The 26,697-nt window shown below is 59.5% G+C and carries 30 protein-coding genes; 22 read left to right on the forward strand and 8 right to left on the reverse strand.

Going from position 1 to position 26,697, the window contains the following annotated elements; all coding sequences use genetic code 11:
- Positions 1–47 precede the first annotated feature (47 nt).
- The 5 genes from C7I36_RS09000 to rfaD all read right to left on the reverse strand — a co-directional run bounded on the left by C7I36_RS09000 (position 48) and on the right by rfaD (position 5,028).
- Positions 48–632 carry a YrbL family protein gene (locus C7I36_RS09000; RefSeq protein ID WP_106453383.1) on the reverse strand — a complete coding sequence of 195 codons (585 nt, stop codon included), beginning with the start codon at positions 630–632 and terminating at the stop codon, positions 48–50.
- 87 nt (positions 633–719) lie between these two features.
- Positions 720–1,586, reverse strand: coding sequence for a polysaccharide pyruvyl transferase family protein (locus C7I36_RS17275; protein WP_146137324.1), 867 nt, complete (start codon positions 1,584–1,586; stop codon positions 720–722).
- A 12-nt stretch (positions 1,587–1,598) separates the two neighbouring features.
- On the reverse strand, positions 1,599–2,294 hold the full coding sequence (locus C7I36_RS09005) for a glycosyltransferase family 25 protein (protein ID WP_106453384.1): 696 nt from the start codon (positions 2,292–2,294) through the stop codon (positions 1,599–1,601).
- Between the two features lie 8 nt (positions 2,295–2,302).
- A complete protein-coding gene (locus C7I36_RS09010; RefSeq protein ID WP_106453385.1) occupies positions 2,303–4,066 on the reverse strand; it encodes a bifunctional glycosyltransferase family 4 protein/polysaccharide deacetylase in 1,764 nt (587 codons plus the stop codon).
- 8 nt (positions 4,067–4,074) lie between these two features.
- The gene (gene rfaD / locus C7I36_RS09015; RefSeq protein ID WP_106453386.1) at positions 4,075–5,028 is read right to left on the reverse strand and encodes an ADP-glyceromanno-heptose 6-epimerase; all 954 of its coding nucleotides are present in this window, start codon (positions 5,026–5,028) and stop codon (positions 4,075–4,077) included.
- Between the two features lie 143 nt (positions 5,029–5,171).
- Here rfaD and C7I36_RS09020 point away from each other — a divergent pair, with 143 nt between their 5' ends.
- From C7I36_RS09020 to tdh, 3 genes are all read left to right on the forward strand, one after another.
- Entirely contained in the window at positions 5,172–5,834 is a 663-nt protein-coding gene (locus C7I36_RS09020; RefSeq protein ID WP_106453387.1) for a TetR/AcrR family transcriptional regulator, read from the forward strand.
- 96 nt (positions 5,835–5,930) lie between these two features.
- The gene (locus tag C7I36_RS09025; RefSeq protein ID WP_106453388.1) at positions 5,931–7,121 is read left to right on the forward strand and encodes a glycine C-acetyltransferase; all 1,191 of its coding nucleotides are present in this window, start codon (positions 5,931–5,933) and stop codon (positions 7,119–7,121) included.
- Positions 7,122–7,132: 11 nt separating this feature from the next.
- On the forward strand, positions 7,133–8,158 hold the full coding sequence (tdh, locus tag C7I36_RS09030; protein WP_106453389.1) for an L-threonine 3-dehydrogenase: 1,026 nt from the start codon (positions 7,133–7,135) through the stop codon (positions 8,156–8,158).
- Between the two features lie 216 nt (positions 8,159–8,374).
- Here the strand turns inward: tdh and C7I36_RS09035 are convergent, their stop codons facing one another.
- Positions 8,375–9,388: a substrate-binding domain-containing protein gene (locus C7I36_RS09035; RefSeq protein ID WP_106453390.1), complete on the reverse strand. Its 1,014-nt coding sequence runs from the start codon at positions 9,386–9,388 to the stop codon at positions 8,375–8,377.
- Between the two features lie 307 nt (positions 9,389–9,695).
- On the opposite strand from C7I36_RS09035, the gene C7I36_RS09040 reads away from it, so the two are divergent.
- The 7 genes from C7I36_RS09040 (at position 9,696) to glpG (ending at position 15,755) form a co-directional block, all read left to right on the forward strand.
- Positions 9,696–10,811 carry a branched-chain amino acid ABC transporter substrate-binding protein gene (locus tag C7I36_RS09040; protein ID WP_106453391.1) on the forward strand — a complete coding sequence of 372 codons (1,116 nt, stop codon included), beginning with the start codon at positions 9,696–9,698 and terminating at the stop codon, positions 10,809–10,811.
- Positions 10,812–10,907: 96 nt separating this feature from the next.
- Complete coding sequence (gene livH / locus C7I36_RS09045; protein WP_106453392.1) at positions 10,908–11,831, forward strand: high-affinity branched-chain amino acid ABC transporter permease LivH; 924 nt, start codon at positions 10,908–10,910, stop codon at positions 11,829–11,831.
- Positions 11,828–13,069: a high-affinity branched-chain amino acid ABC transporter permease LivM gene (locus tag C7I36_RS09050; RefSeq protein ID WP_106453393.1), complete on the forward strand. Its 1,242-nt coding sequence runs from the start codon at positions 11,828–11,830 to the stop codon at positions 13,067–13,069. Before livH ends, C7I36_RS09050 begins: the two co-directional genes overlap by 4 nt.
- The gene (gene livG / locus C7I36_RS09055) at positions 13,066–13,830 is read left to right on the forward strand and encodes a high-affinity branched-chain amino acid ABC transporter ATP-binding protein LivG (RefSeq protein ID WP_106453394.1); all 765 of its coding nucleotides are present in this window, start codon (positions 13,066–13,068) and stop codon (positions 13,828–13,830) included. The genes C7I36_RS09050 and livG overlap by 4 nt, the downstream gene beginning before the upstream one ends.
- Positions 13,831–13,832: 2 nt before the next feature.
- Positions 13,833–14,537 (forward strand): ABC transporter ATP-binding protein, encoded by a 705-nt coding sequence (locus C7I36_RS09060; RefSeq protein ID WP_106453395.1) that lies wholly within the window; start codon positions 13,833–13,835, stop codon positions 14,535–14,537.
- Positions 14,538–14,592: 55 nt separating this feature from the next.
- Complete coding sequence (gene glpE, locus C7I36_RS09065; RefSeq protein WP_106453396.1) at positions 14,593–14,913, forward strand: thiosulfate sulfurtransferase GlpE; 321 nt, start codon at positions 14,593–14,595, stop codon at positions 14,911–14,913.
- Positions 14,910–15,755 carry a rhomboid family intramembrane serine protease GlpG gene (glpG, locus tag C7I36_RS09070; protein ID WP_106453397.1) on the forward strand — a complete coding sequence of 282 codons (846 nt, stop codon included), beginning with the start codon at positions 14,910–14,912 and terminating at the stop codon, positions 15,753–15,755. Before glpE ends, glpG begins: the two co-directional genes overlap by 4 nt.
- Here the strand turns inward: glpG and C7I36_RS09075 are convergent.
- Positions 15,749–16,150 carry a flagellar basal body-associated FliL family protein gene (locus tag C7I36_RS09075; protein WP_106453398.1) on the reverse strand — a complete coding sequence of 134 codons (402 nt, stop codon included), beginning with the start codon at positions 16,148–16,150 and terminating at the stop codon, positions 15,749–15,751. The genes glpG and C7I36_RS09075 overlap by 7 nt on opposite strands.
- Positions 16,151–16,281: 131 nt before the next feature.
- Here C7I36_RS09075 and C7I36_RS09080 point away from each other — a divergent pair, with 131 nt between their 5' ends.
- The 7 genes from C7I36_RS09080 (at position 16,282) to C7I36_RS09110 (ending at position 22,832) form a co-directional block, all read left to right on the forward strand.
- Positions 16,282–16,830, forward strand: a complete 549-nt coding sequence (locus C7I36_RS09080) for a chorismate--pyruvate lyase family protein (protein ID WP_245880080.1) — start codon at positions 16,282–16,284, stop codon at positions 16,828–16,830.
- Between the two features lie 8 nt (positions 16,831–16,838).
- Complete coding sequence (gene ubiA, locus C7I36_RS09085) at positions 16,839–17,702, forward strand: 4-hydroxybenzoate octaprenyltransferase (protein ID WP_425445042.1); 864 nt, start codon at positions 16,839–16,841, stop codon at positions 17,700–17,702.
- 113 nt (positions 17,703–17,815) lie between these two features.
- Positions 17,816–18,433 (forward strand): transcriptional repressor LexA, encoded by a 618-nt coding sequence (gene lexA, locus C7I36_RS09090; protein WP_106453401.1) that lies wholly within the window; start codon positions 17,816–17,818, stop codon positions 18,431–18,433.
- Positions 18,434–18,680: 247 nt separating this feature from the next.
- Positions 18,681–19,802, forward strand: a complete 1,122-nt coding sequence (coxB, locus tag C7I36_RS09095; RefSeq protein WP_245880081.1) for a cytochrome c oxidase subunit II — start codon at positions 18,681–18,683, stop codon at positions 19,800–19,802.
- Between the two features lie 9 nt (positions 19,803–19,811).
- On the forward strand, positions 19,812–21,422 hold the full coding sequence (ctaD, locus tag C7I36_RS09100; RefSeq protein ID WP_106453403.1) for a cytochrome c oxidase subunit I: 1,611 nt from the start codon (positions 19,812–19,814) through the stop codon (positions 21,420–21,422).
- A complete protein-coding gene (locus C7I36_RS09105) occupies positions 21,419–21,949 on the forward strand; it encodes a cytochrome c oxidase assembly protein (protein WP_106453404.1) in 531 nt (176 codons plus the stop codon). The genes ctaD and C7I36_RS09105 overlap by 4 nt, the downstream gene beginning before the upstream one ends.
- Before the next feature lie 13 nt (positions 21,950–21,962).
- A complete protein-coding gene (locus tag C7I36_RS09110) occupies positions 21,963–22,832 on the forward strand; it encodes a cytochrome c oxidase subunit 3 (RefSeq protein ID WP_106453405.1) in 870 nt (289 codons plus the stop codon).
- A gap of 16 nt (positions 22,833–22,848) precedes the next feature.
- On the opposite strand, the gene C7I36_RS09115 is transcribed toward C7I36_RS09110, so the two are convergent.
- A complete protein-coding gene (locus C7I36_RS09115) occupies positions 22,849–23,052 on the reverse strand; it encodes a DUF2909 family protein (RefSeq protein WP_106453406.1) in 204 nt (67 codons plus the stop codon).
- Between the two features lie 31 nt (positions 23,053–23,083).
- Between C7I36_RS09115 and C7I36_RS09120 the strand changes: the two genes are divergently transcribed.
- From C7I36_RS09120 to C7I36_RS09140, 5 genes are read left to right on the forward strand one after another with little or no spacing between them, the layout of a single operon-like run.
- A complete protein-coding gene (locus C7I36_RS09120) occupies positions 23,084–23,761 on the forward strand; it encodes an SURF1 family protein (protein ID WP_106453432.1) in 678 nt (225 codons plus the stop codon).
- Entirely contained in the window at positions 23,751–24,182 is a 432-nt protein-coding gene (locus tag C7I36_RS09125; protein WP_106453407.1) for a hypothetical protein, read from the forward strand. Before C7I36_RS09120 ends, C7I36_RS09125 begins: the two co-directional genes overlap by 11 nt.
- A 10-nt stretch (positions 24,183–24,192) precedes the next feature.
- Positions 24,193–25,194 carry a COX15/CtaA family protein gene (locus C7I36_RS09130; RefSeq protein WP_106453408.1) on the forward strand — a complete coding sequence of 334 codons (1,002 nt, stop codon included), beginning with the start codon at positions 24,193–24,195 and terminating at the stop codon, positions 25,192–25,194.
- A complete protein-coding gene (gene cyoE, locus C7I36_RS09135) occupies positions 25,155–26,051 on the forward strand; it encodes a heme o synthase (RefSeq protein ID WP_106453409.1) in 897 nt (298 codons plus the stop codon). Before C7I36_RS09130 ends, cyoE begins: the two co-directional genes overlap by 40 nt.
- On the forward strand, positions 26,044–26,691 hold the full coding sequence (locus C7I36_RS09140) for an SCO family protein (RefSeq protein ID WP_106453410.1): 648 nt from the start codon (positions 26,044–26,046) through the stop codon (positions 26,689–26,691). Before cyoE ends, C7I36_RS09140 begins: the two co-directional genes overlap by 8 nt.
- Positions 26,692–26,697 lie beyond the last annotated feature (6 nt).

Here is a 26,697-nt window from a genome sequence, read left to right on the forward strand (position 1 = left end):
AATAAAGATCAACATCTAGGTTGATCTTTATTTTATAATTTAGCATTTTACAGATTTCTAGCTTCGATATTAAGCCATTTATTTATTTCTCGTTGTTGCTGCTTTAGTTTTACTTTCGAATAGAAAGGTATTGGCAATATATTCCTTATTTTATATTTGTAATCAAAATTCCTACCCCCAACACCATCAACTAAGTATAATTTTCTTTTCCCATCAAGTTTTATTACTAAATTACTCATGCTTAAATCTGAGATGGTAATATTGTTTTTAGATATAAAGTCATAAAGCTCATTTAATAAATGGTTGGTCTCATTTATATCTACCAATTTCCTTCTAAATGCTTCCTTTAAAGTTAAGCTCACATTTTTATTTTTATAACTAAAAACCCTCTCATAAACGAGTCCATCACCCATATTTGTATCTATCCAACCATAACATTTTGGTAGGTGTGATAATTTTATATTTCTCTTTTTTAATTTATAAAAATAGTCATGTTCCACTATGCTTTGTTCCAACCTTCCTTTTATATCTTTTTTAGTTATCTTTATACATAACCCCGAGTCTTTAGGATGAACATAACAATGCCTTTCAGCACCCTCGCCAATTAACAAACTTTCATCTATAATAATCATTTTAATAAGTCGTTTTTAATTAATTAATTATATTTTATTTTTTATATATCGAATACTATTTCTGTTTTTGATTGTTTTCTCTAACTTTTATAACTCTCCCTTTGGGAATGCATTTAATAAGTCTTCTTTTGAAAAATTGAATCTCTTTACATTAGCATAACTGTCAATGTCCTCTATTAATCTAACTAGTTCATCATCTGTCGTTATTGTAAAGCTTTTTTCATCAGGTTTCTCTGTAGTTGAATAATAATCATGAAATTTAAACTCACCACCAACCAGACGATCTGATAAAACAATCCATTTATTTGGTATATCATATGCGTCAGAAAGAATTAATCCATGCAGTGAAGAGGAAAGTATATTAGAGCACTCCATAAGATCATTTACAAATCCCTCAGGATCTTGTTGTACATCAATGATCCTTATGTTTTCATCTAGAGATACGCTTTCAGGTATTTTGTCTTTGTCTACATAATGTGGAACTATGCCAATCTTGTATTTTTTTTCTTTGTGAGTTTGGTAAACTAAAGGCATAAGGATGCCAGGATCACCAAGTGGAATGTCTCCTAGGTTAATGTTGTATTTTTCACCTAGTATTCTTACAGATTCTTTTCCTCTGAGTGCTCTAATTTTCTTAGAGTCCAATCTCTTGGGGAGATCAGTTGTACTTATGAATCCTGAACCCCAAATATAGCTCGTTATTTTTGCTTCGTGCATTACACTGCCAATAGCAAGAAGGTTGGACGATTTACCTTTTTGTCTTTGAACACACTTTACTTCAAATAACTTTTCGATCAAGTATGGATTTAGAATATCGCCTACATTTTTTTCTTTATCGAAATAGTAAAGTGATATGTGGTTTTCACTTTTATATGCGTAATAATCAATGAGCGAACCAACAAGCCTTTTTGCTTTTCTAGAAAAATAATTGGCATTATATTTCTGTACATTCATGATAGCTCCTATCTATTTATTATTTTCAATATGGACACCATAATCTCTACCAGGTATTGTGGTATCTAAATGTCCTGTATCTATACAATTTGGCTCGATACCATAAGTATTTAACCTATGCCACTGTAGGTAACCAGTTAGATAGTCGGCAGGCATTCTAACCGGGTGTGCAAGCTCTAATAAACGTTTAGCGCCGCTTTGGGATAATACATAACCAACAGCACCAATAATACAACGCTTGGATTTGTTGCTGGGGTACCTATATTTTGCCAGCCTATAGCCATCTGGTAGTCTGTTTTTAATGGGCCAACTTTTTGCTTTCCCGTGGAAAAGATAAAGCAATTCAAAGTTGGGTTGTTTTTTTAATGCAGACTTTAGCACGGCGGGAAGAACAGATAGTAAAAATGCATCATCTTCAAGGACTATTGCACTTTCTAATCTTTCTTCAATTATTTTTTCATAAACTTTAATGTGACTTAATGCGCAGCCAATTTCTGAATTGTTCATACTGTGCCCAAATTTTTTTTTGCAAAATTCAAGGTCAACCTTGTCTAATGTTTCGCTATCAAGCTTGCTACCATCAATCCCTTCAATAAACTCAAAATTAAACCCAAGCCTGTTAAGTTGCTTGGAAATTAATGACCTTCTTTCATGATGACGAGGAAGACTGATTACGTATACATGAGGCAAATTATTGTGGTTAGGCATGCTTTTTCTCAATTTTTTCTGAACACATAATCCCCCTTAATCTTCCGCCACAAGCCGAATACGTCGGTGCGGGGAAAGATGGCGATGCGGCGGATCTGGTAAAGATCTTCGTGCATGGCCAGGGGGCCGCTGTTGGTGGCCACGGCGAAGGGGTAACCCAGCTCTTCGGCCAGTTGTTTGCTGTCGTTATTGTGAATGCCAAAGGGATAGGCGAATGAGCAGAGTCTGTGTCCCAGTAACTGCTCCAGCTGGGCCTTGTTGTCGGCAATTTCGGTGCGTTGTTGTTCGCGGTCCAGCCGGTCCAGCTTGGGGTGGGTCAGGGTATGTCCGCCAAATTCCACCAGCCCGGAGTCGGCCATTTCCTTGATCTGTTCCGGTGTCATCAGCTCTACCCGTTTTTCCGGGTTGCCGGGCTGCTCCACATCCCAGCGGTTAAAGGTTTCGCCGGTCACCGCGTAGATCACCGCCTTGAAGCCGTACTTTTTCAGCAGTGGAAACAGCAGCTCAAAGTTGTCCTTATAGCCGTCGTCCACCGTGATGATGATGTATTTTTTGCCCGTTTCTAGCCGGCTGGCCAACCCTTTTTCGGCAAGATCGGCAAAGGTGAGGGTCCGGTAGCCGAGGCGCTTAAGCAGCTTGAAGTGCTTTTCCAGCATGTTCACATGCAGATAGGTGCCATGTACCCCTTTTTCGCTGTCGTCGCGGATAAAGCGGTGGTACATGATGATGGGCACTTCCCGCCGCAGCTGGTGCACATAAACACTCTGGTAGTGCTGCTCCAGTTGGTCGGCCACGGCGACGAGATCATAGTTGTGCCTGACCTTTGCCATCACCTCGGGCGCCGTGCCCTGGCAGGCCAGCGCCGCTGCTATTTGCTCGGGCAGGGCGGCAAAGTTAATATCCAGGTCCTTGGGCCCGATATCGCCGAAGTTGCCTGCCATGGCGGTATCGATATTGTCGGGTGTCACCAGCCCCGGGGCGCTGGCCTCGCCAATGGCGAAGGTAGGCCTGCCCATCAGGATGGACTCCATGGCCACCCGGCCGGCGCCGATCACCAGATTGGAAGTGGCCATCAGTCCAGGCACGTCCTGTACATAGCCGAGAAACGCCACCTTGTCCTTGAAGCGCTGGAAGCGCTCGGGAAGCTCGGAGCCGGAGGCCACCTGCACCCGGTACCTGTCGGTATCCAGGCACTGATCCAGCAACCGGTAACAGAGCTCGCCCTTGGGGCCGGTGAGCCGGCCGACGATGCTGACAACCGGCCGTTCATTCACCGGTGCCTGCACGGGCTGGTAATGACGGGTGTCGATGCCGTTTCGGCCGATGGCGATCAACTCAGGCTTGACTCCCAACCCGGTAACCAGTTGATCCCGCACCGCCTCGCATACCGCCAGGGCGCGGTCGCCCAGGGCATGGAACTTCTTGCGCGAGGTGTGCACCGGCTGGCGGCCGTGCACCGAGGTGATCATGGGCGTGCCGGTCAGTTTGCAGGCCACATAACAGCTCCAGCTGGAGGCGCGGCTATGGGCGTGCACCAACTGAATACGGTGCTTTTTAATCAGGTAAACCAGATAGCCCACATGCCAGAAGCGGCGGGGAATGCTGCGCTTGTTGAAGCGCAACCGGAAGAACCTGCCCTGGTGCGGCTTGGTCAGGGTGTCGGAAACATAAAACACCCTGTGCCCGCGCCGGCTCAGCTCGTCGCCCAGGGTAGTGGCATAGACTTCTGCCCCGGTCACTTCCAGCTGGGACAACGCCATCAGTATATTCATGAGGAGTCTTACCGGTTCAGCCAGCTCATGTATTCCGCCACGCCTTCCGCCACGGTTTTGAACTCGTGGGGGTAGCCGGCGGTGCGCAGTTTGGTGAGGTCGGCCTGGGTAAAGCTCTGGTAGCGGCCCTTGAGGTGATCCGGGAAGGGAATATATTCAATCTGGCCCTTGCCGTGGTAGTTGATCACCGCCTCGGCTACGTGCTGGAAGGGTTCGGCGCGGCCGGTGCCGCAGTTGAAAATGCCGGATACCTCGGGGTTCTGCCAAAACCAGAGGTTGACCCTGCACACGTCGCCCACGTAGATGAAGTCGCGCATCTGGCCGCCGTTGCCAAAGCCGTCGCAGCCTTCAAACAGCTTGGGGTTTTCGCCCTTGTGCAGCTGGGTGTTGAGGTGGAAGGCCACGCTCGACATGCTGCCCTTGTGCTGTTCGCGCGGGCCATACACGTTGAAGTACTTGAGGCCCACCACCTGGGAGCGGATATCCGGCATCAGGCGGCGCACATATTGGTCGAACAGCTGCTTGGAGTAGCCGTAGACGTTGAGCGGCTGCTCGTATTGCGGCTCTTCGATAAAGTTGTCGTTGCGCCCGCCATAGGTGGCGGCGGAGGAAGCGTAGATAAAGGGGATGTCCCGTTCCAGGCAGTAGTGCAGCAGATCCTTGGAGTACTCGTAGTTGTTCTCCATCATGAACTTGCCGTCCCACTCGGTGGTGGCGGAGCAGGCGCCTTCATGGAAGATCACCTCTATGCCGCCCCATTCCTCGAACTCGTCGCCGGACACGATACGGTGCAGGAACTCGTCCTTGTCCAGGTAGTCGGCGATGGTCAGGTCGACCAGGTTGACGAACTTGGTGCCGTCGGTCAGATCGTCGATCACCACCACGTCGGTACGGCCCTGGTCGTTCAGGGTTTTTACCAGATTGCTGCCGATAAAGCCGGCGCCGCCAGTCACAATGATCATCGCTGTCTGCCTCTTGCTGGCCGGAACCTGTCCGGCAAAACGAAGTGAATTGGGGCAAAAGTTTATCACGGTTCGGCGGGAGAAAACTAACCTGCGGGGGCTGTGTTACTATTCGGTTATGTCAGCGCGTTTTGGTCAGCAGGATGAAAACCAAGGATAAAATCGTCGCCGCGGCTCTGCAGCTGTTTAACGAACAGGGAGAGACGAATGTGACCACCAACCATATCTCGGCTCACCTGGGGATCAGTCCGGGCAACTTGTATTATCACTTTCGCAACAAAAACGATATTATTCACTGCATTTTCCTGCAATATGCCGAACATTTGCGCAAAAGCTTTACGCCGGTCACCGGCCCGGCCAGTGCCAGCCCGGCGGTGTGGTTCCACTATCTGGACGCCATCTTCTATGTGATGTGGGAGTTTCGTTTCTTCTACGCCAATCTCAACGACATCCTGCACCGGGATCCTGAGCTGCACAAAAAGTACCTGGCGGTACAGCGGGAATTGGCGGTGAACCTGCAGGGACTGCTCAGGGAACTGAATGGCCAGCAGGTGCTGGCCATTCCCGATGAGGAAATCGAGCCGCTGGCACAAACCCTGAAACTGGTGGTGTCCTTCTGGGTCAGCTACCAATCGGCCCAGTCGCTACAGCCCCGTATCAGCCCGTCTGTGTTGTACGAGGGCGTGGCCCGAGTGCTGTTGTTGCTCAAGCCTTATTTCCATCCCGAAAAGGGGGTCGAACTGAGCCGGCTTTATGAGCATTACCAGGCCCTGGCCCGGGCTCCCAGTGATCCGTTTCACAAATAAGCCACTTGGCCAGAATATATTATGAGAAAAGCATATCAAGGCAGTAAAATGACCTGAATTAAACCCAGTCAGCCAGATTGATAACGGGAGTTCAGTATGTCGACGGCATTTTATGCTCACCTGAGCAAGCAATTGGCCCAAACCCAGGCCGAAGGGTTGTATAAGCGGGAGCGGGTGATCACGTCGCCCCAGGATGCGGCCATCGAGGTGGGCGAGCGGGAAGTGATTAACTTCTGCGCCAACAACTACCTGGGGCTGGCCAATCATCCCGAGCTGGTCCGGGCGGCCCAGCAGGGACTGGACAGCCACGGTTTCGGCATGGCCTCGGTCCGCTTTATCTGCGGTACCCAGGATCTGCACAAGCGGCTGGAAGCGGAATTGTCCGCTTTCCTCGGCATGGAAGATACCATCCTTTATACCTCCTGTTTCGATGCCAATGCCGGCCTGTTCGAGACGCTGCTGGGTCCGGAAGACGCCATTATCTCCGACGCCCTGAACCATGCCTCCATTATCGACGGTGTGCGCCTGTGCAAGGCCAAACGCTACCGCTACGCCAACAACGACATGGCCGAGCTGGAAGCCTGCCTGCAGCAGGCCGTAGCCGACGGCGCCCGCTTCAAGCTGATTGCCACCGACGGTGTGTTCTCCATGGATGGCGTCATCGCCAACCTCAAGGCCATCTGCGACCTGGCGGACAAGTACGATGCCCTGGTGATGGTGGACGATTCCCATGCGGTGGGCTTTGTCGGCGAGCAGGGGCGCGGCACCCATGAATACTGCGACGTTATGGGCCGGGTAGACATTATTACCGGCACTCTGGGCAAGGCCCTGGGCGGGGCCTCCGGCGGTTATACCTCGGGCAAAAAGGAAGTGATCGACTGGTTGCGCCAGCGCTCCCGGCCCTACCTGTTCTCCAACTCGGTGGCACCGGCCATCGTCGCCGCTTCCATCAAGGTGCTGGACATGCTGAAGGACGGCGATGAACTGCGCCGCAAGGTGCGGGAAAACAGCGACTATTTCCGGGAAAACATGAGTGCCGCCGGCTTTACCCTGGCGGGCAGGGATCACGCCATCATTCCCGTCATGCTGGGCGACGCCGCCCTGGCCTCGCAAATGGCCGACAGGCTGCTCGAAAAAGGCATTTATGTGATTGGTTTTTCCTTCCCCGTGGTGCCCAAGGGCCAGGCCCGTATCCGCACCCAGATGTCGGCGGCCCACAGCCGCGAGCAGCTGGATCGGGCGATTGCGGCCTTTACCGAAGTGGGTCGTGATCTGGGCGTGATTTGAGGATAACTGACATGAAAGCACTGGCAAAACTGAAAGCCGAACCGGGCATCTGGATGACCGAAGTGCCCGAGCCCGAACTGGGCCACAACGATCTGTTGATTAAAATCCGCAAAACCGCCATCTGCGGCACCGATATCCATATCTACAACTGGGATGACTGGTCGCAAAAGACCATTCCCGTGCCCATGGTGGTGGGCCATGAATACGTGGGCGAGGTGGTGGCCATCGGCCAGGAAGTCCGTGGCTTCGCCATTGGCGACCGGGTATCCGGCGAAGGCCATATCACCTGCGGCCACTGCCGCAACTGCCGCGCCGGCCGCACCCACCTGTGCCGCAACACCGTGGGCGTGGGCGTCAACCGGGCGGGGGCCTTTGCCGAGTACCTGGTGATCCCGGCCTTCAATGCCTTCAAGCTGCCCGATGAAGTGTCCGACGATCTGGCGTCCATTTTCGACCCCTTCGGCAACGCCGTGCACACCGCCCTGTCCTTCGATCTGGTGGGGGAAGATGTGCTGATTACCGGTGCCGGCCCCATCGGCATCATGGCTGCCGCCGTGGCCCGCCATGTGGGTGCCCGCCATGTGGTGATCACCGACGTCAATGAATACCGGCTCGAGTTGGCCCGCAAGATGGGGGTGACCCGGGCGGTCAATGTGGCCGGCGAGAAGCTGGCGGATGTGATGGCCGAACTGGGTATGACGGAAGGATTCGATGTGGGCCTGGAAATGTCCGGTGTGCCTTCGGCCTTCCGCGACATGCTGGCCCGGATGAACCACGGCGGCAAAATCGCCATGCTGGGTATTCCGCCCTCCGACATGGCCATCGACTGGAACCAGGTGATCTTCAAGGGGCTGGTGCTCAAGGGCATTTACGGCCGGGAGATGTTCGAAACCTGGTACAAGATGGCCAGCCTGATCCAGTCCGGCCTGGATCTCACGCCCATCATTACCCATCACTTCAAGGTGGATGATTTCCAGCAGGGCTTCGACGTGATGCGCTCGGGCCAGTCCGGCAAGGTGATACTGGACTGGCAGTAAGCCGCCCCCACCGTCGCCTGCTGGCTCGACTATCAGACGGCATCGGGGCTTGAAAGGGCAACAGGGATCGCCTCCGCCGACCGTCACATGCCAGGGATGGCATGTGCGAGCGTACAGGGACGTATTCACAGCGTGTCGGTGGAGGTGGCCCTGTTGTCCCTTCTCTACATGAAATCAGGCAGCCGGATTTGTGACCAAGAGTCAGGCTTCCAGTCCCTAATCCCTGCTCCCGGGAGGGCAGACCGACTCCCGCACCACCAGCCGGGGCTGGAGTTCCAGCTGCTCGGGCCGGTGATCCTTTTCCTTGATCCGCTTTAGCAACAGCTCCAGGGCCCAGCGGCCCAGGGTGCGTTTGGGATGGGAGATAGTGGTCAGGGGCGGGCTGGTAAAGCGTGCCAGGTTGACGTCATCGTAACCGATCACCGAGATATCCCGGGGCACCCTGAGCCCGGCCTGGGTGATGGCGCAGAGGGCACCGAAGGCCATGGTGTCGCTGAAGGCGAAGACGGCGGTAGCGTCCGTCCGCCGGCGCAGCAGCGCCTGCATGGCCCGGTAGCCGCTGTCGGTTTCAAAATCCCCTTCAATGATGTGATCCGGCGGCAGCGTCAGGCCCGCCTCGGCCAGGGCGGAGGTAAAGCCGTCCAGGCGCAGCCGGCTGGTGCCCTTGTGCAACTGGCCGGTGATGCAGGCAAAACGGCGGTGGCCTTGCTCAATCAGATATTTCCCTGCCAAATGGCCGCCGATGTCGGCGTTGTCATGGATGATGTCGGCAAAATCATTGTTCCGGCTCCAGTCCAGCATGACCAGCGGCAACTCGGGATGCTGGTGCAGCAACTCGGTCAGGGAAGGCGGGGTGTCGGTGCAGATCACCAACAGGCCGTCCACCCGTTTCTCCAGCAGCATGCGCAGGTGCATCAGCTGCCGCTCCGGCCGGTTTTCGGTATTGCACAGGATCAGGCTGTAACCCAGTTCGAAGCAGAGATCTTCCACCGCCTGCACCACCTCGGCGAAAAAAGGATGCACGCTGGTGGTGACCAGCATGCCGATGGTGCGGGTGTGGTTGACCTTGAGGCTGCGGGCTACCGAGTTGGGAGCATAGTTGAGTTCGCACACCGCCTGCTCTACCCGGGTTCGGGCGGCGTCGCTCACCTTGCGGGTTCGGTTGAGTACGTGTGAAACGGTGGAAATGGACACTCCCGCTTTTGCCGCCACATCTTTGATGGTCGCCATGCTTGAACCTCGACACCGGAAAAGCCACATATTAGCAAATGTAATCCCGGGGCGGTGTTTTTATATCCAGCGCCGGACGGCGGATATCTGCTCCAACGGGGGCTGAGCGGGGGAGGGAGCGGGCGCTTAGGCCGATTTTTCCTGATGCCCGCAGGCGCGATGAGATCCGCTCGCGCACTCTGTGCTTTTGTCTTGCGAGAGGCCCCATCTGAAGCATTTTTCTCTTGTACAAATTCCGGACTAGGGTTAGAACAGAAACTCGGCCGGATCATCTCCGGTTGTACCAATCTGGATAGAGGGAATTTACATGGTCACAAGGAATAAAAAGGCGGTAGCGTTGGCGGTGTTCGCTGCCCTGGGTTACGGCGCTGCATTTTCCGCGGCTGCCGAAACCGTAAAAATTGCCATTGCCGGCCCGGTCACCGGCCCGGTCGCCCAATATGGTGACATGCAGTTCACCGGTGGTCGCATGGCGGTGGAAATGCTCAACCAGTCCGGCGCCCTGGGCGACTATACCCTGGAGGCGGTGGAATACGACGATGCCTGCGATCCCAAGCAGGCGGTGGCGGTGGCCAACCGTATCGTCAACGACGGCATCCAGTTCGTGGTGGGCCACCTGTGCTCCGACAGCACCCTGCCGGCCTCCGATGTTTACGATGACGAAGGCATCCTGATGGTGACCCCGGCGGCCACCAGCCCCACTATTACCGAGCGGGGCCTGGAGTTCGTGATGCGCACCATCGGCCTGGACAGTGACCAGGGCCCGACCGCCGCACGCTATATCCTTGATCACGCCAAACCCAGCCGTATTGCGGTCATTCACGACAAAAAACAGTATGGCGAAGGGCTGGCCTCGAGCGTGCGCGACGAGCTGAAAAAGGCCGGCGTCGAGGTGGTGGCCTACGAAGGGGTCACCTCGGGCGACAAGGACTTCTCGGCGCTGATTGCCAAGCTGCAGCGGGAGCAGGTGGACTTTGTGTATTACGGCGGCTATCACCCTGAACTGGGGCTGATCCTGCGGCAATCCGCGGAGAAAGGCTTCAAGGCCCGCTTTATGGGGCCGGAAGGGGTTGGCCACAAGGACATTACCTCCATCGCCGGCGAGGCTTCCGAGGGACTGCTGGTGACCCTGCCCAAGAAGTACGATCTGGAGCCGGCCAACGCGCCCGTGGTGGCGGCCATCCAGGCCAAGGGCGAAGACCCTACCGGGCCTTTCGTCTGGACCAGCTATGCGGCGGTGGAAGCCATTGCCGAAGGACTCAAGCGTGCCGGTCCGGATCCGGAAGCGGTGGCCGAGGCGCTGCGCTCCGCACCGGTCGATACCGTCATGGGCCCCCTGTCCTGGGACGACAAGGGTGACCTGGTGGGCTTCGAGTTCGGGGTATTCGAATGGCACAAAGACGGCTCCTCCTCCCAGTTGTAAGGGAAGCCGGCGCTTCCTGACACCAGCGGGGCCTGCCGGCCCCGCTTTGGTATCACCCCGATATTTCCGACCGCTCTTACGACAAGGAAAGGTTGTATGTCCGAGCCTATTCTCTATTTCGTCCAGCAGCTGCTCAACGGCCTGACCATCGGCAGCACTTATGCGCTGATCGCCATCGGCTACACCATGGTGTACGGCATCATCGGCATGATCAACTTCGCCCACGGCGAGGTGTACATGATCGGTGCCTACGCCGCCTTTATGGTGATGACCGGCCTGATGATGCTGGGTATCGACAGCAGCCTGCTGTTGTTGACCGCGGCCTTCCTGGTCAGCATGGTGCTGACCAGCGTCTATGGCTATTCCATCGAACGCCTGGCCTACCGTCCCCTGCGCAACAGTAAACGGCTGATTGCGCTGATTTCCGCCATCGGCATGTCCATTTTCCTGCAGAACATGATGCGCCTGTCCCAGGGCTCGCGCGATATTGCCATGCCCAGCCTGATCCCGGGCGGCTGGAGCTTTGGCGAGGGGAGTTTCCAGGCTTCCCTGTCCTATATGCAGCTCATTATCTTCCTGGTGACCTTTGTGTCCATGACGCTGCTGTCCCTGTTCATTTCCCGTTCGCGCATGGGCCGTGCCTGCCGCGCCTGCGCCGAGGATCTGAAGATGGCCAACCTGCTCGGCATCAACAGTAACACCATCATCGCCCTCACCTTTGTGATTGGCGCCGCCCTGGCGGCGGTGGCCGGGGTGCTGCTGGGCTCCTACTATGGCGTCATCAATCCCTATATCGGCTTTATGGCCGGGCTCAAGGCCTTTACCGCCGCCGTACTGGGCGGTATCGGCAGCATTCCCGGCGCCGTGCTCGGCGGTTTGCTGCTGGGCGTAACCGAGGCCATGACCGGCGCTTATTTCAGCACCGAGTACAAGGATGTGGTGTCCTTTGGCCTGCTGATCTGCGTGTTGTTATTCATGCCTACCGGCATCCTCGGCAAGCCGGAGGTGGAAAAGGTATGAACAAGCTCAAACCCGCTTTTATCGCCGCCGCCCTCTTTCTGGTGCTGGCCGGCTGGCTGCTCGGCTTCCGGCTGGAAACCGCCGGCACCCGGCTGGTGGTGACCAACCGCCTGGATGCGGCCTGGCAATGGCTGGCACTGGGTGCCGGCCTGGTGTTCCTGGCCCAGTTGTTTCAGGCCCAATGGCGCCGGCCCTTCCGCTATCTTTCGGATCGCAAGGGGCATTTCGCCCTGCCGGCGCCGGAGGAGCAGCCCTGGCTGTATCGCATCGTCACCGTGCTGGTGCTGAGCGCCCTTATTATCTGGCCTTTCGTCGGCTCCCGCGGCGCCGTTGACCTGGCCACCCTGACCCTGATTTATGTCATGCTGGGACTGGGGCTGAACGTGGTGGTTGGCCTGGCCGGCCTGCTGGACCTGGGTTATGTGGGCTTCTATGCGGTAGGGGCGTACAGTTATGCCCTGCTCAATGCCTACCTGGGGCTGGATTTCTGGACCTGTCTGCTGATTTCCGGCGGCATGGCGGCGCTGTTCGGCTTTTTGCTCGGTTTTCCGGTGTTGCGCCTGCGCGGCGACTACCTGGCCATCGTCACCCTGGGTTTCGGCGAGATCATCCGCATCCTGCTCAACAACATGACGGAGGTGACCGGCGGCCCCAACGGCATCGCCGGCATTCCCAAGCCGACCCTGTTCGGGCTGGAGTTCGAGCGCCGGGGCGACAACCTCTTCCATGAGTTTTTCGGCATTGCCTACAACTCGGGGCACAAGGTGATCTTCCTTTATCTGCTGGCGCTGGTGCTGGTGGTGTTCACCATCTTTATCATCAACCGGTTGCTGCGCATGCCGCTGGGCCGGGCCTGGGAGGCGCTGCGCGAGGACGAAATCGCCTGTCGCTCCCTCGGCCTCAATCCCACCCTGATCAAGCTGAGCGCCTTCACCATAGGGGCGGCCTTCGCCGGTTTTGCCGGCAGCTTCTTCGCTGCCCGCCAGGGCTTTATCAGTCCCGAGTCCTTCGTGTTCATCGAGTCGGCCATCATTCTCGCCATCGTGGTGCTGGGCGGCATGGGCTCGCAGATAGGGGTGGTGCTGGCGGCCATCGTCATGACCATATTGCCGGAGCTGACCCGGGAGTTTAACGAGTACCGCATGCTGCTGTTCGGCCTGCTGATGGTGCTGATGATGATCTGGCGGCCCCAGGGCCTGCTGCCGATGCATCGACCCCATATGGAGCTGAAATCATGACAGAGCTGTTAAAGGTATCCGGCCTGACCATGCGCTTCGGCGGCCTGGTGGCCGTGGATCAGGTGGCGCTGGCCATGGCAGAGCGGCAGATCGTCTCGGTGATCGGCCCCAACGGCGCCGGCAAGACCACGGTGTTCAACTGCCTGTCCGGCTTCTACCGGCCGAGCGGCGGCACCGTCAATTTTCGCGGACAGGAGATCCAGGGCATGCCGGGCCACAAAATCGCCCGCCTCGGCATGGTGCGCACCTTCCAGCACGTGCGTCTGTTCAAGGAAATGACGGTACTGGAAAACCTGCTGGTGTCCCAGCACTACCACCTCAACACCGGCTTTCTCGCCGGCCTGCTCAAGACCCCGGCCTTTCGCCGTTCGGAGCGGGAAGGGCTGGAGCGGGCCCATTACTGGCTGGAGAAGGTGCGGTTGACCGAGTTTGCCAACCGCACCGCCGGCAACCTGGCCTACGGCCAGCAGCGCCGGCTGGAAATCGCCCGCTGCATGGCGGCCCGTCCGCAACTGCTGATGCTGGACGAGCCGGCGGCTGGGCTCAATCCCTTTGAAACCCAGGAACTCAACGGCCTGATCCGGGATCTGCGCGACAACGAGGGGGTCAGCATCCTGCTTATCGAGCACGACATGAAGCTGGTGATGGGCATCTCCGACCATATCTATGTGGTCAACCAGGGACGTCCCCTGGCCGACGGCACCCCGGAGCAGGTGCGCAACCATCCCGACGTGATCAAAGCCTACCTGGGAGAAGACTGACCATGCTGCTAGTCGATAACGTGTCCGCCAGCTACGGCAAAATCCAGGCGCTGGAAAACGTCACCGTCGAGATCGGGCAGGGGGAAATCGTCACCCTGATCGGTGCCAACGGGGCCGGCAAGACCACCCTGATGATGACCATCTGTGGCGATCCCCGGCCGACCCAGGGCCGGGTCCTGTTTGAAGGCCAGGACCTGGGCGGTCTGGATACCGCTGCCATCATGCGCCGCGACATCGCCATCGTACCCGAGGGGCGGCGGATTTTTTCCCGCCTGACGGTGGAGGAAAACCTGCACATGGGCGCCTTTTTCGTGGACAAAGGCGAGCACCATGGCCTGCTGGAGGAGGTCTACCGGATGTTCCCCCGGCTCAAGGAGCGCATGCACCAGCGGGCCGGCACCATGTCCGGCGGCGAGCAGCAGATGCTGGCCATCGGCCGGGCGCTGATGAGTAAACCGCGGCTGCTGCTGCTGGATGAGCCGTCCCTGGGGCTGGCGCCCATCATCATCGCCCAGATCTTCGACATCATCGCCCGGCTGCGCGAGGAAAAGGGCATGACCATCTTTCTGGTGGAGCAAAATGCCAACCAGGCGCTGAAGCTGGCGGATCGGGGCTATGTGCTGGAAAACGGCCGGGTGGTGCTGGCCGATACCGGCGCCGCCCTGCTGGTCAATGAACAGGTACGCAACGCCTACCTGGGCGGATGATGCCAAGGCCGCCGCTATTGGGTAAACTGACCCGAATTTGTCCGAGGAGGAAATTATGGATCAGTTTGCCCACATATCGGTGGCCAAAGCCAGCGAACTGCTGGCCGGGGGACGTGCCCGGCTGGTGGATATCCGCGATCCCCAGTCTTTTGCCCTGGCCCATGCCGAGGGTGCCTTTCATCTTACCAACGACAGCCTGGTGCGTTTTACCCAGGAGGTGGACTTCGAGACCCCGGTGATCGTGATGTGTTACCACGGTATCAGCAGCCAGGGGGCGGCCCAGTATCTGATCCACCAGGGCTTTGAGGAAGTCTACAGCCTGGATGGCGGCTTTGAGGCCTGGCGCCGCAGCCAGGCGGTGGTCGGGGCCGGATGAAGCTGCTGCTGGTGCTCGACGACCCGCGCCGGGCCCAGGCTTTTGTGGACTACCTGGCCGAGCTCGGGCTCAAGTGCGAGCTGACCCTGGACGACGATCACAATGTCAGCATCTGGCTGGTCAATGAGTCCCGCTACCAGCAAGCCCTGGCGGAAGTGAAACGCTTTCTGGCCGAACCCCTGCACCCCCGCTACCAGGAAGCCTCGTGGAAGCGGGGCGATGGCCAGGCACGGTTCAGCCACAGCCCCCAGGAGGCGGGCTGGCTGAGCGATGTGCTGCGCCAGACCGGGCCGGTCAACATGGCGGTGCTGCTGGCCTGTCTGGCGATCTATGGCCTGAGCTGGCTGGGGCTGCCCATGTTCGGGTTGCTGTCGTTTCCGCCCCGCTGGGACCTGTTGCTGGGGCTGGAGTTCTGGCGCGCCTTCACCCCGGCGCTGCTGCACTTTTCCCTGATGCACCTGGTGTTCAACCTGTTCTGGTGGTGGTATCTGGGCGGCATGGTGGAGCGCCGCCTGGGGCATGGCAAGCTGCTGACCCTGTTGCTGGCGGCGGCGGTATTGCCCAATCTGCTGCAGTTCTGGGCCAGTGGTCCCCGTTTCGGCGGCCTGTCCGGGGTGGTTTATGCCCTGCTGGCCTACGTCTGGCTCAGCGGCCGGCTCAACCCGCGGCGGGGTATCGGCCTGCCGGACGGCATGGCGGTGTTCATGGTGGTCTGGCTGGTACTGGGGTTTGCCGATCTGCTGGGCACGCCGGTGGCCAACATGGCGCACCTGGGCGGAGCGCTCATCGGCCTGCTCCAGGCCTGGCTGGACCATCGACCCCGGCCCGCGGCCCGTCACTGATAGAGAAAGGTGGTGAACAGCAGGCGGCGGATTGGGGTTTGCCCGGTTTCCTGCAGCAGCAGGTCGTTGAGCCGCCGCTGCCCCTCCGCGGCCAGTTCGTTGCGCACCGGCAGGGAACGGATTTCCTGCTGGTTTTTCTCCGCCAGCAGGTTGTTGAGGGCATCCCGCAACAGCGGCTGGTGTTGTTCGATCAGCGGTTGTTGATCCGGGCGTTCCAGCATCAGGTCGACCGCCACCCGCACATAACCCAGGGTTTGCCCGGAATTCTGGTAGTTGGTAATAATGTCCGGTGTCATGGTGTAGTATAGAGGCCCTTCGGGCGGTGCCCCGTCCTGCTGGGCGCTGAGCGGTCCCGCGACCGCCAGCAGCAGGCAGAGGGCTACAAACCTAAACATCTATCGTGTCTCCCGACTGGTGAGCAGGCTGGCATTGTTTAAACAAAAGCCTGTCCGGTCAAGAGAATAAGTGCATTTAACTCTAACAAGGCCAGGGAATTGAAATGGCCCTGTGGTGTCAGGAACAAAGCGTGATACAAACCGCCGATCATGCCTGGAACTGGGGGACGGCGTTGCCCGCCGGCCGGCCCCGGTTGTGCGACTGGCTGGAAGAAGCCGGCTCGCTCACCCGGCGCCTGCGCCAGCATTGCCGTGACTTCCGGGTGGAGCCCCTGGCCGAGGCGTCCCTGCGTCCGCTCACAGCGGAACAGGTGCTGTTGCTGGGCGCTGAGCAAGCCTATTGCCGGGAAGTGCTTCTGCTGTGCGACGACCACCCCTGGGTCTTCGCCAGTTCGCTGTACTCGCCCGACACCCGGGAGGCCTTGCCGGCCCTGGCCGGATTGGGCCGTCGGGCGCTCGGCGAGCTGATGTTCGAGGCAGCGGACCTGAGCCGCAGCCGCTTCCAGTTTGCCGGGCTCGACTCCCGCCAATACCGGCAGCTGGCCGACCATGCCGGCCTGGCGCCGGAGCCGGCGGCCAGCCCCTGGGGCCGGCGCTCCGTGCTCAGCACCGGCCAGGCGCGGGTGCTGGTGACCGAATTGTTCTTACCCGCTGCTAATGCCTATCAGGAAATATTGTGATGACGACGCTGACTTCTGCTCCCCGCCCGCGCTGGCGGGCTTACCTGGCGCTGGCCCGCCTCGATAAACCCATCGGCAGCCTGCTGTTGCTCTGGCCCACCCTGTGGGCATTGTGGATTGCCGCCGAAGGCCTGCCGTCGCCCTGGCTGCTGGTGGTGTTTGTGGCCGGCGTTTTTGCCATGCGCTCCGCCGGCTGTGTCATCAATGACTATGCGGATCGCCATATCGACGGCCATGTCAAGCGCACCCATGCCCGGCCGCTGCCCGCCGGCGAGCTGACCGAACGCCAGGCCCTGGGCTTTTTCGCCCTGCTGGTGGGAGTCTCCTTCCTACTGGTGCTGACCACCAATGTCCTCACCATACAGCTGGCCTTCGCCGGGCTGTTCTGGGCCGCACTCTATCCCTTCATGAAGCGCTACACCCACCTGCCGCAGCTGTTTTTGGGCATCGCCTTTTCCTGGGCCATCCCCATGGCGTTCGCTGCCCAAAGCAACAGCCTGCCGGCCGGCCTCTGGCTGCTGTTTGCCGCCAAGCTGACCTGGACCGTGGCCTACGATACCATGTACGCCATGGTGGACCGGGACGACGACCTGCGGATCGGAGTCAAGTCCACCGCCATCCTGTTTGGCCGGCGCGACAAGCTGATCATCGGCCTGCTGCAACTGGTGACCCTGCTGCTGTTGGTGGCGGCGGGCCAGGCCTTCTCCCTGGCCGCGCCCTATTACTGGGGATTGCTGGCGGCGGCGGTGTTGTTTGTATATCAGCAACGGTTGATCCGGGACCGGGAGCGGATGCCCTGTTTTCGAGCCTTCCTCAATAATAACTACGCCGGTATGGTTATCTTTGTCGGGGTGGCGGTGGCCTTGCTGTGAGCGCGGGACCCGGCGGCGGATGGCACCCGCCGCCGGGTCACGGACTTTAGTGCTTGCCCTGGAGGTATTACTGGATATACTGACAGTAAGCTGTATAAAAAGACAGGTACCCTATGAAAGCCCTCACGTCCCGCCAGTCCCAGGTGCTGGAGATCATCAAGGAGCATATCCAGCAGACCGGCATGCCGCCGACCCGCGCCGAAATTGCCCGGTCCCTGGGCTTCAAGTCGGCCAACGCCGCCGAAGAACACCTTAAGGCCCTGGCCCGCAAGGGCGTGATCGAGATGATGCCGGGTACCTCCCGCGGTATCCGCCTGCCCCAGGAAGAAGAGCCCCAGGAGTCGGATGGCCTGCCACTGATCGGCCGGGTGGCTGCCGGCGAGCCGATTCTGGCCCAGCAACACATAGAGAGTCATTACCAGCTGGATCCGGCGCTGTTTCATCCGCCCGCCGATTTTCTGTTGCGGGTCAAGGGCATGAGCATGAAGAACATCGGCATCATGGACGGTGACCTGCTGGCGGTGCACAAGACCCAGGAGGCCCGCAACGGCCAGGTGGTAGTGGCCAGGCTGGATGACGAAGTCACGGTCAAGCGCTTCCGGCGCCAGGGCAGCAAGGTCAGCCTGCTGCCCGAGAACGAGGAGTTGGCGCCCATCGAGGTCGACCTGCGCAGCCAGGAGTTGATCATAGAGGGCCTGGCGGTGGGCGTGATCCGCAACACCGATTTCTGACCCGGCCACTTGCACCGGATGGAATGGGGGGCCAGGCTACCTCCCGTTCCCGTTCCCGTTCCCGTTCCCGTTCCCGTTCCCGTTCCCGTTCCCGTTCCTGCTTTCCAATATTCCTCTTTCTGTTTTTTTACATTTTCTTAATCAATGCTTTACTTAGTGTGCCGGGCCGATGGATGCGGTAGTCCGGCAGGCACAGGCTCCGTTCTTGCCGTGCACCAGGATAAAAAATGGATTTTGGGGGGTGCGTGTGAAGCTGATTATTGTGCTGTGTTCCGTGCTGGCGAGCCTGCCCTTGCGGGCACAAGGACGCCTCAACATGACCGAAGGGGTCACCGAGATCAGCCAGAGGGTGTATGGCCTGCACATGACCATCCTCATCATCTGCGCGGTGATCGGCCTGCTGGTATTCGGGGTCATGTTCTGGGCGCTGATCCATCATCGCAAATCCAAAGGCGCCAAAGCTGCCCAGTTCCACGAAAGCACCAAGGTGGAAATTCTCTGGACCCTGATCCCCTTTCTGATCCTGGTGGCCATGGCCATCCCCGCCACCCGCACCCTGGTGGCGATGGAGGATCCCAGCCAATCGGACCTGACGGTGCAAATCACCGGTTCCCAGTGGAAATGGCATTACCGTTATTTTGACCAGGACGTCGAGTTTTTCAGCCTGCTCGCGACCTTGCCCCAGCAAATAGACGGCCGCCTGGCCAAGGGTGAAAACTACCTGCTCGAGGTCGATCGTCCCCTGGTGCTGCCCACGGATCGCAAGGTCCGCTTCCTGATCACCTCCGACGATGTCATCCACTCCTGGTGGGTGCCCGCCTTCGCGGTCAAAAAGGACGCGATTCCCGGTTTTATCAATGAGGCCTGGACCCGCATCAACGAACCCGGGCTGTATCGTGGCCAGTGTGCCGAGCTGTGCGGCAAGGACCATGGCTTTATGCCGATAGTGGTGGAGGCGCGGCCGCCCGAGCAGTTCGAAGCCTGGCTGGACCAGGTGCGGGCGGAGCAGGCAGAGGCCAGGGCCGCCGAGCAGGCGTTGCTGGCGATGGAAATGAGCCTGGAGGAAATGATGACCCTGGGCGAGCAGGTTTACCTGCGCAGCTGTGCCGCCTGCCACCAGGCCAACGGCGAGGGTATTCCGGGTGCCTTCCCCGCCCTCAGGGGCAGCGGCATGGTGCTGAAGGACAGGGCCGCCCATATCGATATAGTGCTCTACGGCAAGGCGGGGACCGCCATGCAGAGTTTCGACCGGCAGCTGGCGCTCAAGGAGCTGGCTGCGGTGATTACCTATGAGCGCAATGCCTGGGGTAACGACACCGGTGATCTGGTGCAGCCCAAGGACATCCATCAAGCCAGGCAGGGACAGTAGGGGGCAGGGATGACACAGTTAGACCGGACACAGACCGCGGACGACCAGCTGGGCCTGGCGGATGACCATCACCACCATGGCCCGGCCAGGGGCATGATGCGCTGGCTCTTGACCACCAACCACAAGGACATCGGCAGCCTCTACCTGCTGTTCAGCCTGACCATGTTCCTGCTGGGCGGCAGCATGGCCATGGTGATCCGTGCCGAGCTGTTTCAGCCCGGTCTGCAACTGGTGGACCCCAATTTTTTTAACCAGATGACCACCATGCATGGCCTTATCATGGTGTTCGGCGCCGTTATGCCGGCTTTCGTCGGGCTGGCCAACTGGATGATCCCCATGATGATAGGGGCGCCGGACATGGCGCTGCCGCGCATGAACAACTGGAGCTTCTGGATCCTGCCCTTTGCCTTCCTGCTGATGTTGAGCTCGTTGTTCATGCCCGGCGGCGGGCCCAACTTCGGCTGGACCTTCTATGCCCCCCTGTCCACCACCTATGCGCCGGACAGCACGGCCCTGTTCGTGTTCGCCATCCACATCATGGGCATCAGTTCGATCATGGGAGCGATCAACGTCATCGTCACCATCTGGAACCTGCGCGCGCCGGGCATGACCTGGATGAAACTGCCGTTGTTCTGCTGGACCTGGCTGATCACCGCCTTCCTGCTGATTGCGGTGATGCCGGTGCTGGCCGGCGCCGTGACCATGGTACTGACCGACAAGTACTTCGGCACCAGCTTTTTCGACGCTGCCGGCGGCGGCGATCCCGTGCTGTTCCAGCATATTTTCTGGTTTTTCGGCCACCCCGAGGTGTACATCATGATCTTGCCGAGCTTTGGCATTATCTCGGCCATAGTGCCGGCCTTCAGCCGCAAACGGCTGTTCGGCTACGCTTCCATGGTATACGCCACCGCCTCCATCGCCGGCCTGAGCTTTCTGGTGTGGGCCCACCATATGTTTACCGTGGGCATGCCGGTGGCGGCGGAGCTGTTCTTCATGTACTGCACCATGCTGATCTCGGTGCCCACCGGGGTCAAGGTGTTCAACTGGGTGGCCACCATGTGGCGGGGCTCCATCAGCTTCGAGGTGCCCATGCTGTTCGCCCTGGCCTTTATCGTGCTGTTTACCATCGGCGGCTTCAGCGGCCTGATGCTGGCCATCACCCCGGCCGACTTCCAGTACCACGACACCTACTTCGTGGTGGCCCACTTCCACTATGTGCTGGTGTCCGGCGCCATTTTTTCCATCATGGCGGCGGCCTACTACTGGATGCCCAAATGGACCGGCCATATGTTTGACGAGCGGCTGGCGAAATGGCATTTCTGGTGCTCGGTGATTTCGGTGAACATCCTGTTTTTTCCCATGCACTTCCTCGGCCTGGGCGGCATGCCCCGGCGTATTCCCGATTATTCGCTGCAGTTTGCCGACATTAACGCCCTGGTCAGCCTCGGCGGCTTTGCCTTCGGCCTGTCCCAGCTGATTTTCGTGGCGGTACTGGTGAAGTGCATTCGTGGCGGCGAGCCGGCGCCGGCCCGTCCCTGGGACGGTGCCGAAGGGCTCGAATGGACGGTGCCCTCACCGGCGCCTTATCACACCTTCGAAACTCCGCCGGAGGTCAAATGAAGGATCATGGCCGCAAGGCGTTCAGGCTGGGCCTGCTGGCGGCGGGCATGTTCGGTTTTGGCTTTGCCCTGGTGCCGCTCTATGACGTGTTTTGCGACATCACCGGGCTGAACGGAAAAACCGCGAACCGAGCGGCGGCGGCGTCCCAGGGCCGGGATGAAAACCGGTTGATCACCGTGGAGTTTGTGACCTACCAGGCCAAAGGGCTCAATGGCGATTTTGCTCCGTCGGTGCAGCGGCTGCAGGTCCATCCGGGCGAGCTGCATCAGGTGGATTTCACCGTTACCAGCCATGGGGCGCAAGACCGGGTGCTGCGGGCCATTCCTTCGGTATCGCCTGGGGTGGCGGCGGGCTACCTGCGCAAGACCGAATGCTTCTGTTTTCAGGAGCAGCCGCTGGCAGGCCGTTCCCGGGCGGTGATGCCGATGCGGTTTTATGTGGACGAGGCGCTGCCCGCCGATATCGAGGTGTTTACCCTGTCCTACACCCTGTACGACATCACTGAACAGGCGGCCAAACGCAGCTAGCAAGGAGGCAATCATGGCGGTCAAGACCCAAAGATACTATGTGCCGGCCCAGAGCCCCTGGCCGATTGTGGGTGCCCTGGGGCTGTTCCTGCTGGCGGCGGGAGCGGGCATGTGGGCGGCGGGCATCGCCGGCGTCTGGGGGCCCGTGGTGTTTGCCGCCGGCACCCTGGTGATGACCCTGATGCTGTTCGGCTGGTTTTCCAATGTGATCAGCGAGTCCCATGCCGGTCTGTACAGCGAGCAGATGGACCGCTCTTTTCGCCAGGGGATGACCTGGTTCATCTTCTCGGAAGTGATGTTTTTTGGTGCCTTCTTCGGCGCCCTGTTCTATGCCCGGGTGCTGTCCGTGCCCTGGCTGGGGGGCGCCGGCAACAACGCCATGACCCACGAGGTGCTGTGGCCCGCGTTCGATCCGGTCTGGCCACTGGTGCTGACGCCGGGGGGAATCGAAACCACCGCCATGGGCTGGTTTGGGCTGCCGCTGATCAACACGCTGATCCTGCTGACTTCCTCGGTGACCGCCCACCTGGCTCATCTGGCGCTGCTGCGTGACCAGCGGCCCCGGGTGGTGCAATGGCTGGGCGCGACCGTCATCCTGGGCGCGCTGTTCCTGGCGCTGCAGGCCTGGGAGTATGTGCACGCCTACCGGGATCTGGGCCTGCGGCTCGACTCCGGCATCTATGGCAATACGTTCTTCCTGCTGACCGGCTTCCACGGGGCCCACGTTACCCTGGGGACCCTGATGCTGTTCATCATGTGGCTCAGGATCAACAAGGGACACTTTACCCCCGCCAGCCACTTCGGTTTCCAGGCCAGCAGCTGGTACTGGCACTTTGTCGACGTGGTCTGGCTCTGCCTGTTTATTTTTGTCTATATTCTATAGAGGCTCGTTTGGTGCCTTATACCGGTGTTGGGTTGGGCACCACCAGGCCGAGCGACAGGGCCAGGATCAGCAGTAGCACTATGGCACCGGCCAGCCAGAGGCGACGGCCGATATAGCGGCTCATCAGAGCCGGATCCCGGTTGCCGAGCATGGCCTTAAGGCCCAGCAGCAGGTTGCCTATCATCAGCAGCAACAGCAAAAGCGTCAGCAGTTTCAGCATGGTGGCTCGCTATCCGGGGGGAGGTCAGGCCTTGAGTATAGGAAAAAGCACAGGATTGCTGATGCTGACCCTGGGCATGACGGCCCTGATGCTGACCATGGGGGTATGGCAACTGTCCCGGGCTGATGAGAAGCGCCAGCTGCTGCAGGAGTGGCGGGAGCGCAGCGATATTGAGTTGGAGCTTCACGAAGCCCTGGCCCTGCACTCTTCCTTTGGCTACCGGCTGCGGGTGGGCGGCCTTTACCTGGCGGGAGGCGATCTGTTTCTCGACAACCAGATCCGCGACGGCCGGGTGGGGTACCGGCTGGTCCGGCCGCTGCAAACATCCTTTGGCCTGCTGGCGGTGGATACCGGCTGGTGGCCGGCGGCGGCGGACCGCGGCCTGCTTCCGGTGGTGGCGCCACCGCCGGAGGGTACGGTGGCCCTGAGCGGTGTCCTGATCCGCCCCTGGCAGCCGCCCCTGGCGCTGGATGGTGCCGAAGACCCGGCCAGCCGGCGTATCGCCGGGCTGGATCCTGCGGCACTGGCGCAGCGCTGGGGACAGCAGGTCTTGCCCTTTGTGCTGCGCCTGGAGCAGGAAGGCGGCATGGCGCCGCCGGTAGTCATGGGGCCGGAGCGGCATCTGGGTTATGCGGTACAGTGGTTTGCCATGACGGTGGCGGTCTGGGTAGCGGCGTGGTGTTTTTTCCGGAGGCGGCATGAAACATAAACCGATATGGGCCTTGCTGGGAGTGTTTGTTCTGCCGGTGGCGCTGGCCTGGCTGGTGCTGGAGCAAGGCTGGTTCAAGGCCGGCGTCAACGGCCATGGAGAATGGATTGAGGGCCGGGTGGGTGGGGCCCGCCAGTGGCGGCTGATCCTGCCCGAGGCAGAGGGCTGTGCCGGTTGTGCCGCCGCCCTGCCGCTGCTGCGCAATATCGATCTTGCCCTGGGGCGGGATCAGGACAGGGTCGCGGTGATCCGTCTGCCTGCCGGCGGAGCGCTGGAAGCGGGCTTTGTATATATCGCCGATCCCCCCGGCCAACTCATCATGCGCTACGCCCTGAGCGGTGACGAGCAACAAGACCGGCAACTGGGCAAGGCGCTGCTCGGCGACCTGCGCCGGTTGCTCAAGTTTTCCCGGGCGGGATAGGAGGTTGGCGATGCGCTCACTCGGTCTGTTTGCCCTGGCGCTGACCCTGGTGGTGGTGGTGCTCGGCGCCTATACCCGGCTGACCGATGCCGGTCTTGGCTGCCCCGACTGGCCCGGATGCTATGGCTTCCATGGGGTACCCAAATCGGAGCAGGCCCGCCAGCTGGCGGCGGAACGCTTCCCCGACAGCCCGCTGGAACCGGTCAAGGCGCGCAATGAAATGGTGCACAGGTACGCGGCCGGCCTGCTGGGCGTGACCATTTTGCTGATGGCGCTGGGCTCGCTCAGGCCGGCGCACCGCACCTGGCGCCTGGCAGCCTGGCTGCTGCTGGCGCTGGTGCTGGGCCAGGCCACCCTCGGCATGCTGACGGTGACCCTCAACCTGCTGCCCTTTGTGGTGATGGGCCACCTGCTCGGCGGTTTTACCATACTGGCGCTGTTGTTCCTGCTGGCCTGCCGGGGGCGGCCGAGCGCCGGCCCTCCGGTGCGGGGCCTGTGGGGCTGGTATCTGGCCGGGCTGGCGGTGCTGGTGGTGCAGATTGCGCTGGGCGGCTGGACCGCCGCCAACTACGCGGCCATGGCCTGCCTGGAACTGCCCGTGTGTCAGGGCGACTGGCTCGGCCAGTGGCAATGGAGCGCCTTTCACCCTCACGGTGTGCCGGCCGAAAGCTACCAGTATGGTGTGCTCAGCCAGCCAGAACGCATCACTATCCATGCCGCCCACCGGCTGTGGGCCATGGTGACGGTGCTGGCGCTGCTGGCACTGGCCTGGCGGCTGTGGGCGAGCGGCCTGCGCGGCTGGAGCCTGGCGCTGCTGCTGGGCACCGGGCTGCAGCTGGCCCTGGGTGTGATGAATGTGGTGTGGCACCTGCCGCTGGCAGTGGCGGTGGCCCACAACGCGGGCGCGGCGGCACTGCTGCTGATATTGACCGGAACGGGTGAACGCCTGTGGCGTGACAGGGAGGTAACAAAATGGCAAGAAGCGCATTGTTGTCCCGAAACTGGGAGCTGACCTGGCGGGACTATTTCGCCCTCACCAAACCCAAGGTGGTGGCCCTTATCCTGCTGACCGCCGTGGTCGGTATGTTTCTCACCCCCAGCCTGCCGCAACCGTTGCTGGTCGTGGAGGCCACCCTGGGCATTGGCCTGATGGCGGGCGGGGCGGCGGCCATCAACCACGTGCTCGACCGGCGTATCGACATCAAAATGGCCCGCACCTACCACCGGCCGGTGGCCCAGGGGCGGGTGCAGACGGCGCCGGCCCTGGCCTTTGCCTTTGCCCTGTCGGCCGGCGGGCTGGCCATATTGCTGCTATGGGTCAACGCCCTCACTGCCTGGCTGACGCTGGCATCCCTGCTCGGCTATGCGGTGGTCTATACGGTCTGGCTGAAACGGGCTACCCCCCAGAATATCGTCATTGGCGGTCTGGCGGGCGCCATGCCGCCCTTGCTGGGCTGGACCGCGGTCAGCGGGGAGTTCCATGGCCATGCCCTGTTGCTGGTGATGATTATCTTTGCCTGGACCCCCCCCCATTTCTGGGCACTGGCCATTCACCGCCGGGATGACTATGCCAAGGCCGACATTCCCATGCTGCCAGTGACCCACGGCATTGAATTCACCAAGACCTGTGTGTTGCTCTATACCCTGGTGCTGGTGCTGGTGTGCCTGCTGCCCTGGGTGGTAGGCATGTCCGGGCCGCTCTATCTGCTCGGTTCGCTGGTGCTCAATCTGCGTTTTGTACAGTGGGCCTGGCGGCTGAAGTTTAGACCTGGGCCGCAAACCGCACTACAATGTTTCCGCTTTTCAATCAGCCATTTGATGTGGCTTTTTGTTCTTATACTCGCGGATCACTGGATGGATTATGGCTAACACGAGCAAGCTGATTTGGGTTTTTGCGCTGACCCTGCTGGTGGCGGGCACGCTGAGCGGCGTCGCCTGGTACAACAACAGGGCCAATACCCTGACCGAGTCGGTGGTGGTGTATCCCGAGCCGCGCCCGCTCAGGGGCGTGTCCCTGACCAACGCCGATGGCCAGTCCTTCACCGAGCAGGACTTCCAGGGGCGCTGGAGCCTGGTCTTCGTCGGCTATACCTTCTGTCCTGATATCTGCCCCACCACCCTGGCCGATTTGGCGCGCATCCACCCTCGGCTGCTCGAGCTGAGCGACAAGGCGCAGGTGGTATTCATTTCGGTGGATCCGCAACGGGATACTCCCGAACGCCTCAAGGCCTATACCGCCTACTTCAATCCCGATTTTGTCGCGGTGACCGCCGCGCACGAACGGTTGATGCCGGTGGTGCAGCAACTGGGGCTGATTTACGGTATTCACGAACGGGAGCAGAGCGACTATCTGGTCGATCATTCCGCCTCCATCGCCCTGGTCGATCCCCAGGGCCGGCTGTATGCCTCCTTCCGTCCCGGCTTCGACGAGCAGAGCCAGGTTCCCCTGGTGGACGGGGATGAGCTGGTCGCCGACTTCGCCCGCATCCTCAAGCGCTACCGGGGCTGAAGGCCC

The organism is Zobellella taiwanensis, assembly GCF_003012795.1.
Classification (GTDB): Bacteria; Pseudomonadota; Gammaproteobacteria; order Enterobacterales; family Aeromonadaceae; genus Oceanimonas; species Oceanimonas taiwanensis.

Bases quoted from the DNA above. Each gene is read 5' to 3' on its own strand.
- C7I36_RS09140 (WP_106453410.1), top strand. From the start codon at position 26,044: ATGGCTAACACGAGCAAGCTGATTTGGGTTTTTGCGCTGACCCTGCTG.
- C7I36_RS09025 (WP_106453388.1), top strand. From the start codon at position 5,931: ATGTCGACGGCATTTTATGCTCACCTGAGCAAGCAATTGGCCCAAACC.
- rfaD (WP_106453386.1), bottom strand. From the start codon at position 5,028: ATGATCATTGTGACTGGCGGCGCCGGCTTTATCGGCAGCAATCTGGTA.
- tdh (WP_106453389.1), top strand. From the start codon at position 7,133: ATGAAAGCACTGGCAAAACTGAAAGCCGAACCGGGCATCTGGATGACC.
- C7I36_RS09060 (WP_106453395.1), top strand. From the start codon at position 13,833: ATGCTGCTAGTCGATAACGTGTCCGCCAGCTACGGCAAAATCCAGGCG.
- lexA (WP_106453401.1), top strand. From the start codon at position 17,816: ATGAAAGCCCTCACGTCCCGCCAGTCCCAGGTGCTGGAGATCATCAAG.
- livH (WP_106453392.1), top strand. From the start codon at position 10,908: ATGTCCGAGCCTATTCTCTATTTCGTCCAGCAGCTGCTCAACGGCCTG.
- C7I36_RS09125 (WP_106453407.1), top strand. From the start codon at position 23,751: ATGAAACATAAACCGATATGGGCCTTGCTGGGAGTGTTTGTTCTGCCG.
- C7I36_RS09075 (WP_106453398.1), bottom strand. From the start codon at position 16,150: ATGTTTAGGTTTGTAGCCCTCTGCCTGCTGCTGGCGGTCGCGGGACCG.
- C7I36_RS09005 (WP_106453384.1), bottom strand. From the start codon at position 2,294: ATGCCTAACCACAATAATTTGCCTCATGTATACGTAATCAGTCTTCCT.
- C7I36_RS09035 (WP_106453390.1), bottom strand. From the start codon at position 9,388: ATGGCGACCATCAAAGATGTGGCGGCAAAAGCGGGAGTGTCCATTTCC.
- C7I36_RS09115 (WP_106453406.1), bottom strand. From the start codon at position 23,052: ATGCTGAAACTGCTGACGCTTTTGCTGTTGCTGCTGATGATAGGCAAC.
- C7I36_RS09040 (WP_106453391.1), top strand. From the start codon at position 9,696: ATGGTCACAAGGAATAAAAAGGCGGTAGCGTTGGCGGTGTTCGCTGCC.
- C7I36_RS09020 (WP_106453387.1), top strand. From the start codon at position 5,172: ATGAAAACCAAGGATAAAATCGTCGCCGCGGCTCTGCAGCTGTTTAAC.
- C7I36_RS09110 (WP_106453405.1), top strand. From the start codon at position 21,963: ATGGCGGTCAAGACCCAAAGATACTATGTGCCGGCCCAGAGCCCCTGG.
- C7I36_RS09010 (WP_106453385.1), bottom strand. From the start codon at position 4,066: ATGAATATACTGATGGCGTTGTCCCAGCTGGAAGTGACCGGGGCAGAA.
- C7I36_RS09130 (WP_106453408.1), top strand. From the start codon at position 24,193: ATGCGCTCACTCGGTCTGTTTGCCCTGGCGCTGACCCTGGTGGTGGTG.
- glpE (WP_106453396.1), top strand. From the start codon at position 14,593: ATGGATCAGTTTGCCCACATATCGGTGGCCAAAGCCAGCGAACTGCTG.
- C7I36_RS09000 (WP_106453383.1), bottom strand. From the start codon at position 632: ATGATTATTATAGATGAAAGTTTGTTAATTGGCGAGGGTGCTGAAAGG.
- C7I36_RS09105 (WP_106453404.1), top strand. From the start codon at position 21,419: ATGAAGGATCATGGCCGCAAGGCGTTCAGGCTGGGCCTGCTGGCGGCG.
- livG (WP_106453394.1), top strand. From the start codon at position 13,066: ATGACAGAGCTGTTAAAGGTATCCGGCCTGACCATGCGCTTCGGCGGC.
- C7I36_RS09050 (WP_106453393.1), top strand. From the start codon at position 11,828: ATGAACAAGCTCAAACCCGCTTTTATCGCCGCCGCCCTCTTTCTGGTG.
- glpG (WP_106453397.1), top strand. From the start codon at position 14,910: ATGAAGCTGCTGCTGGTGCTCGACGACCCGCGCCGGGCCCAGGCTTTT.
- C7I36_RS17275 (WP_146137324.1), bottom strand. From the start codon at position 1,586: ATGAATGTACAGAAATATAATGCCAATTATTTTTCTAGAAAAGCAAAA.
- ctaD (WP_106453403.1), top strand. From the start codon at position 19,812: ATGACACAGTTAGACCGGACACAGACCGCGGACGACCAGCTGGGCCTG.
- cyoE (WP_106453409.1), top strand. From the start codon at position 25,155: ATGGCAAGAAGCGCATTGTTGTCCCGAAACTGGGAGCTGACCTGGCGG.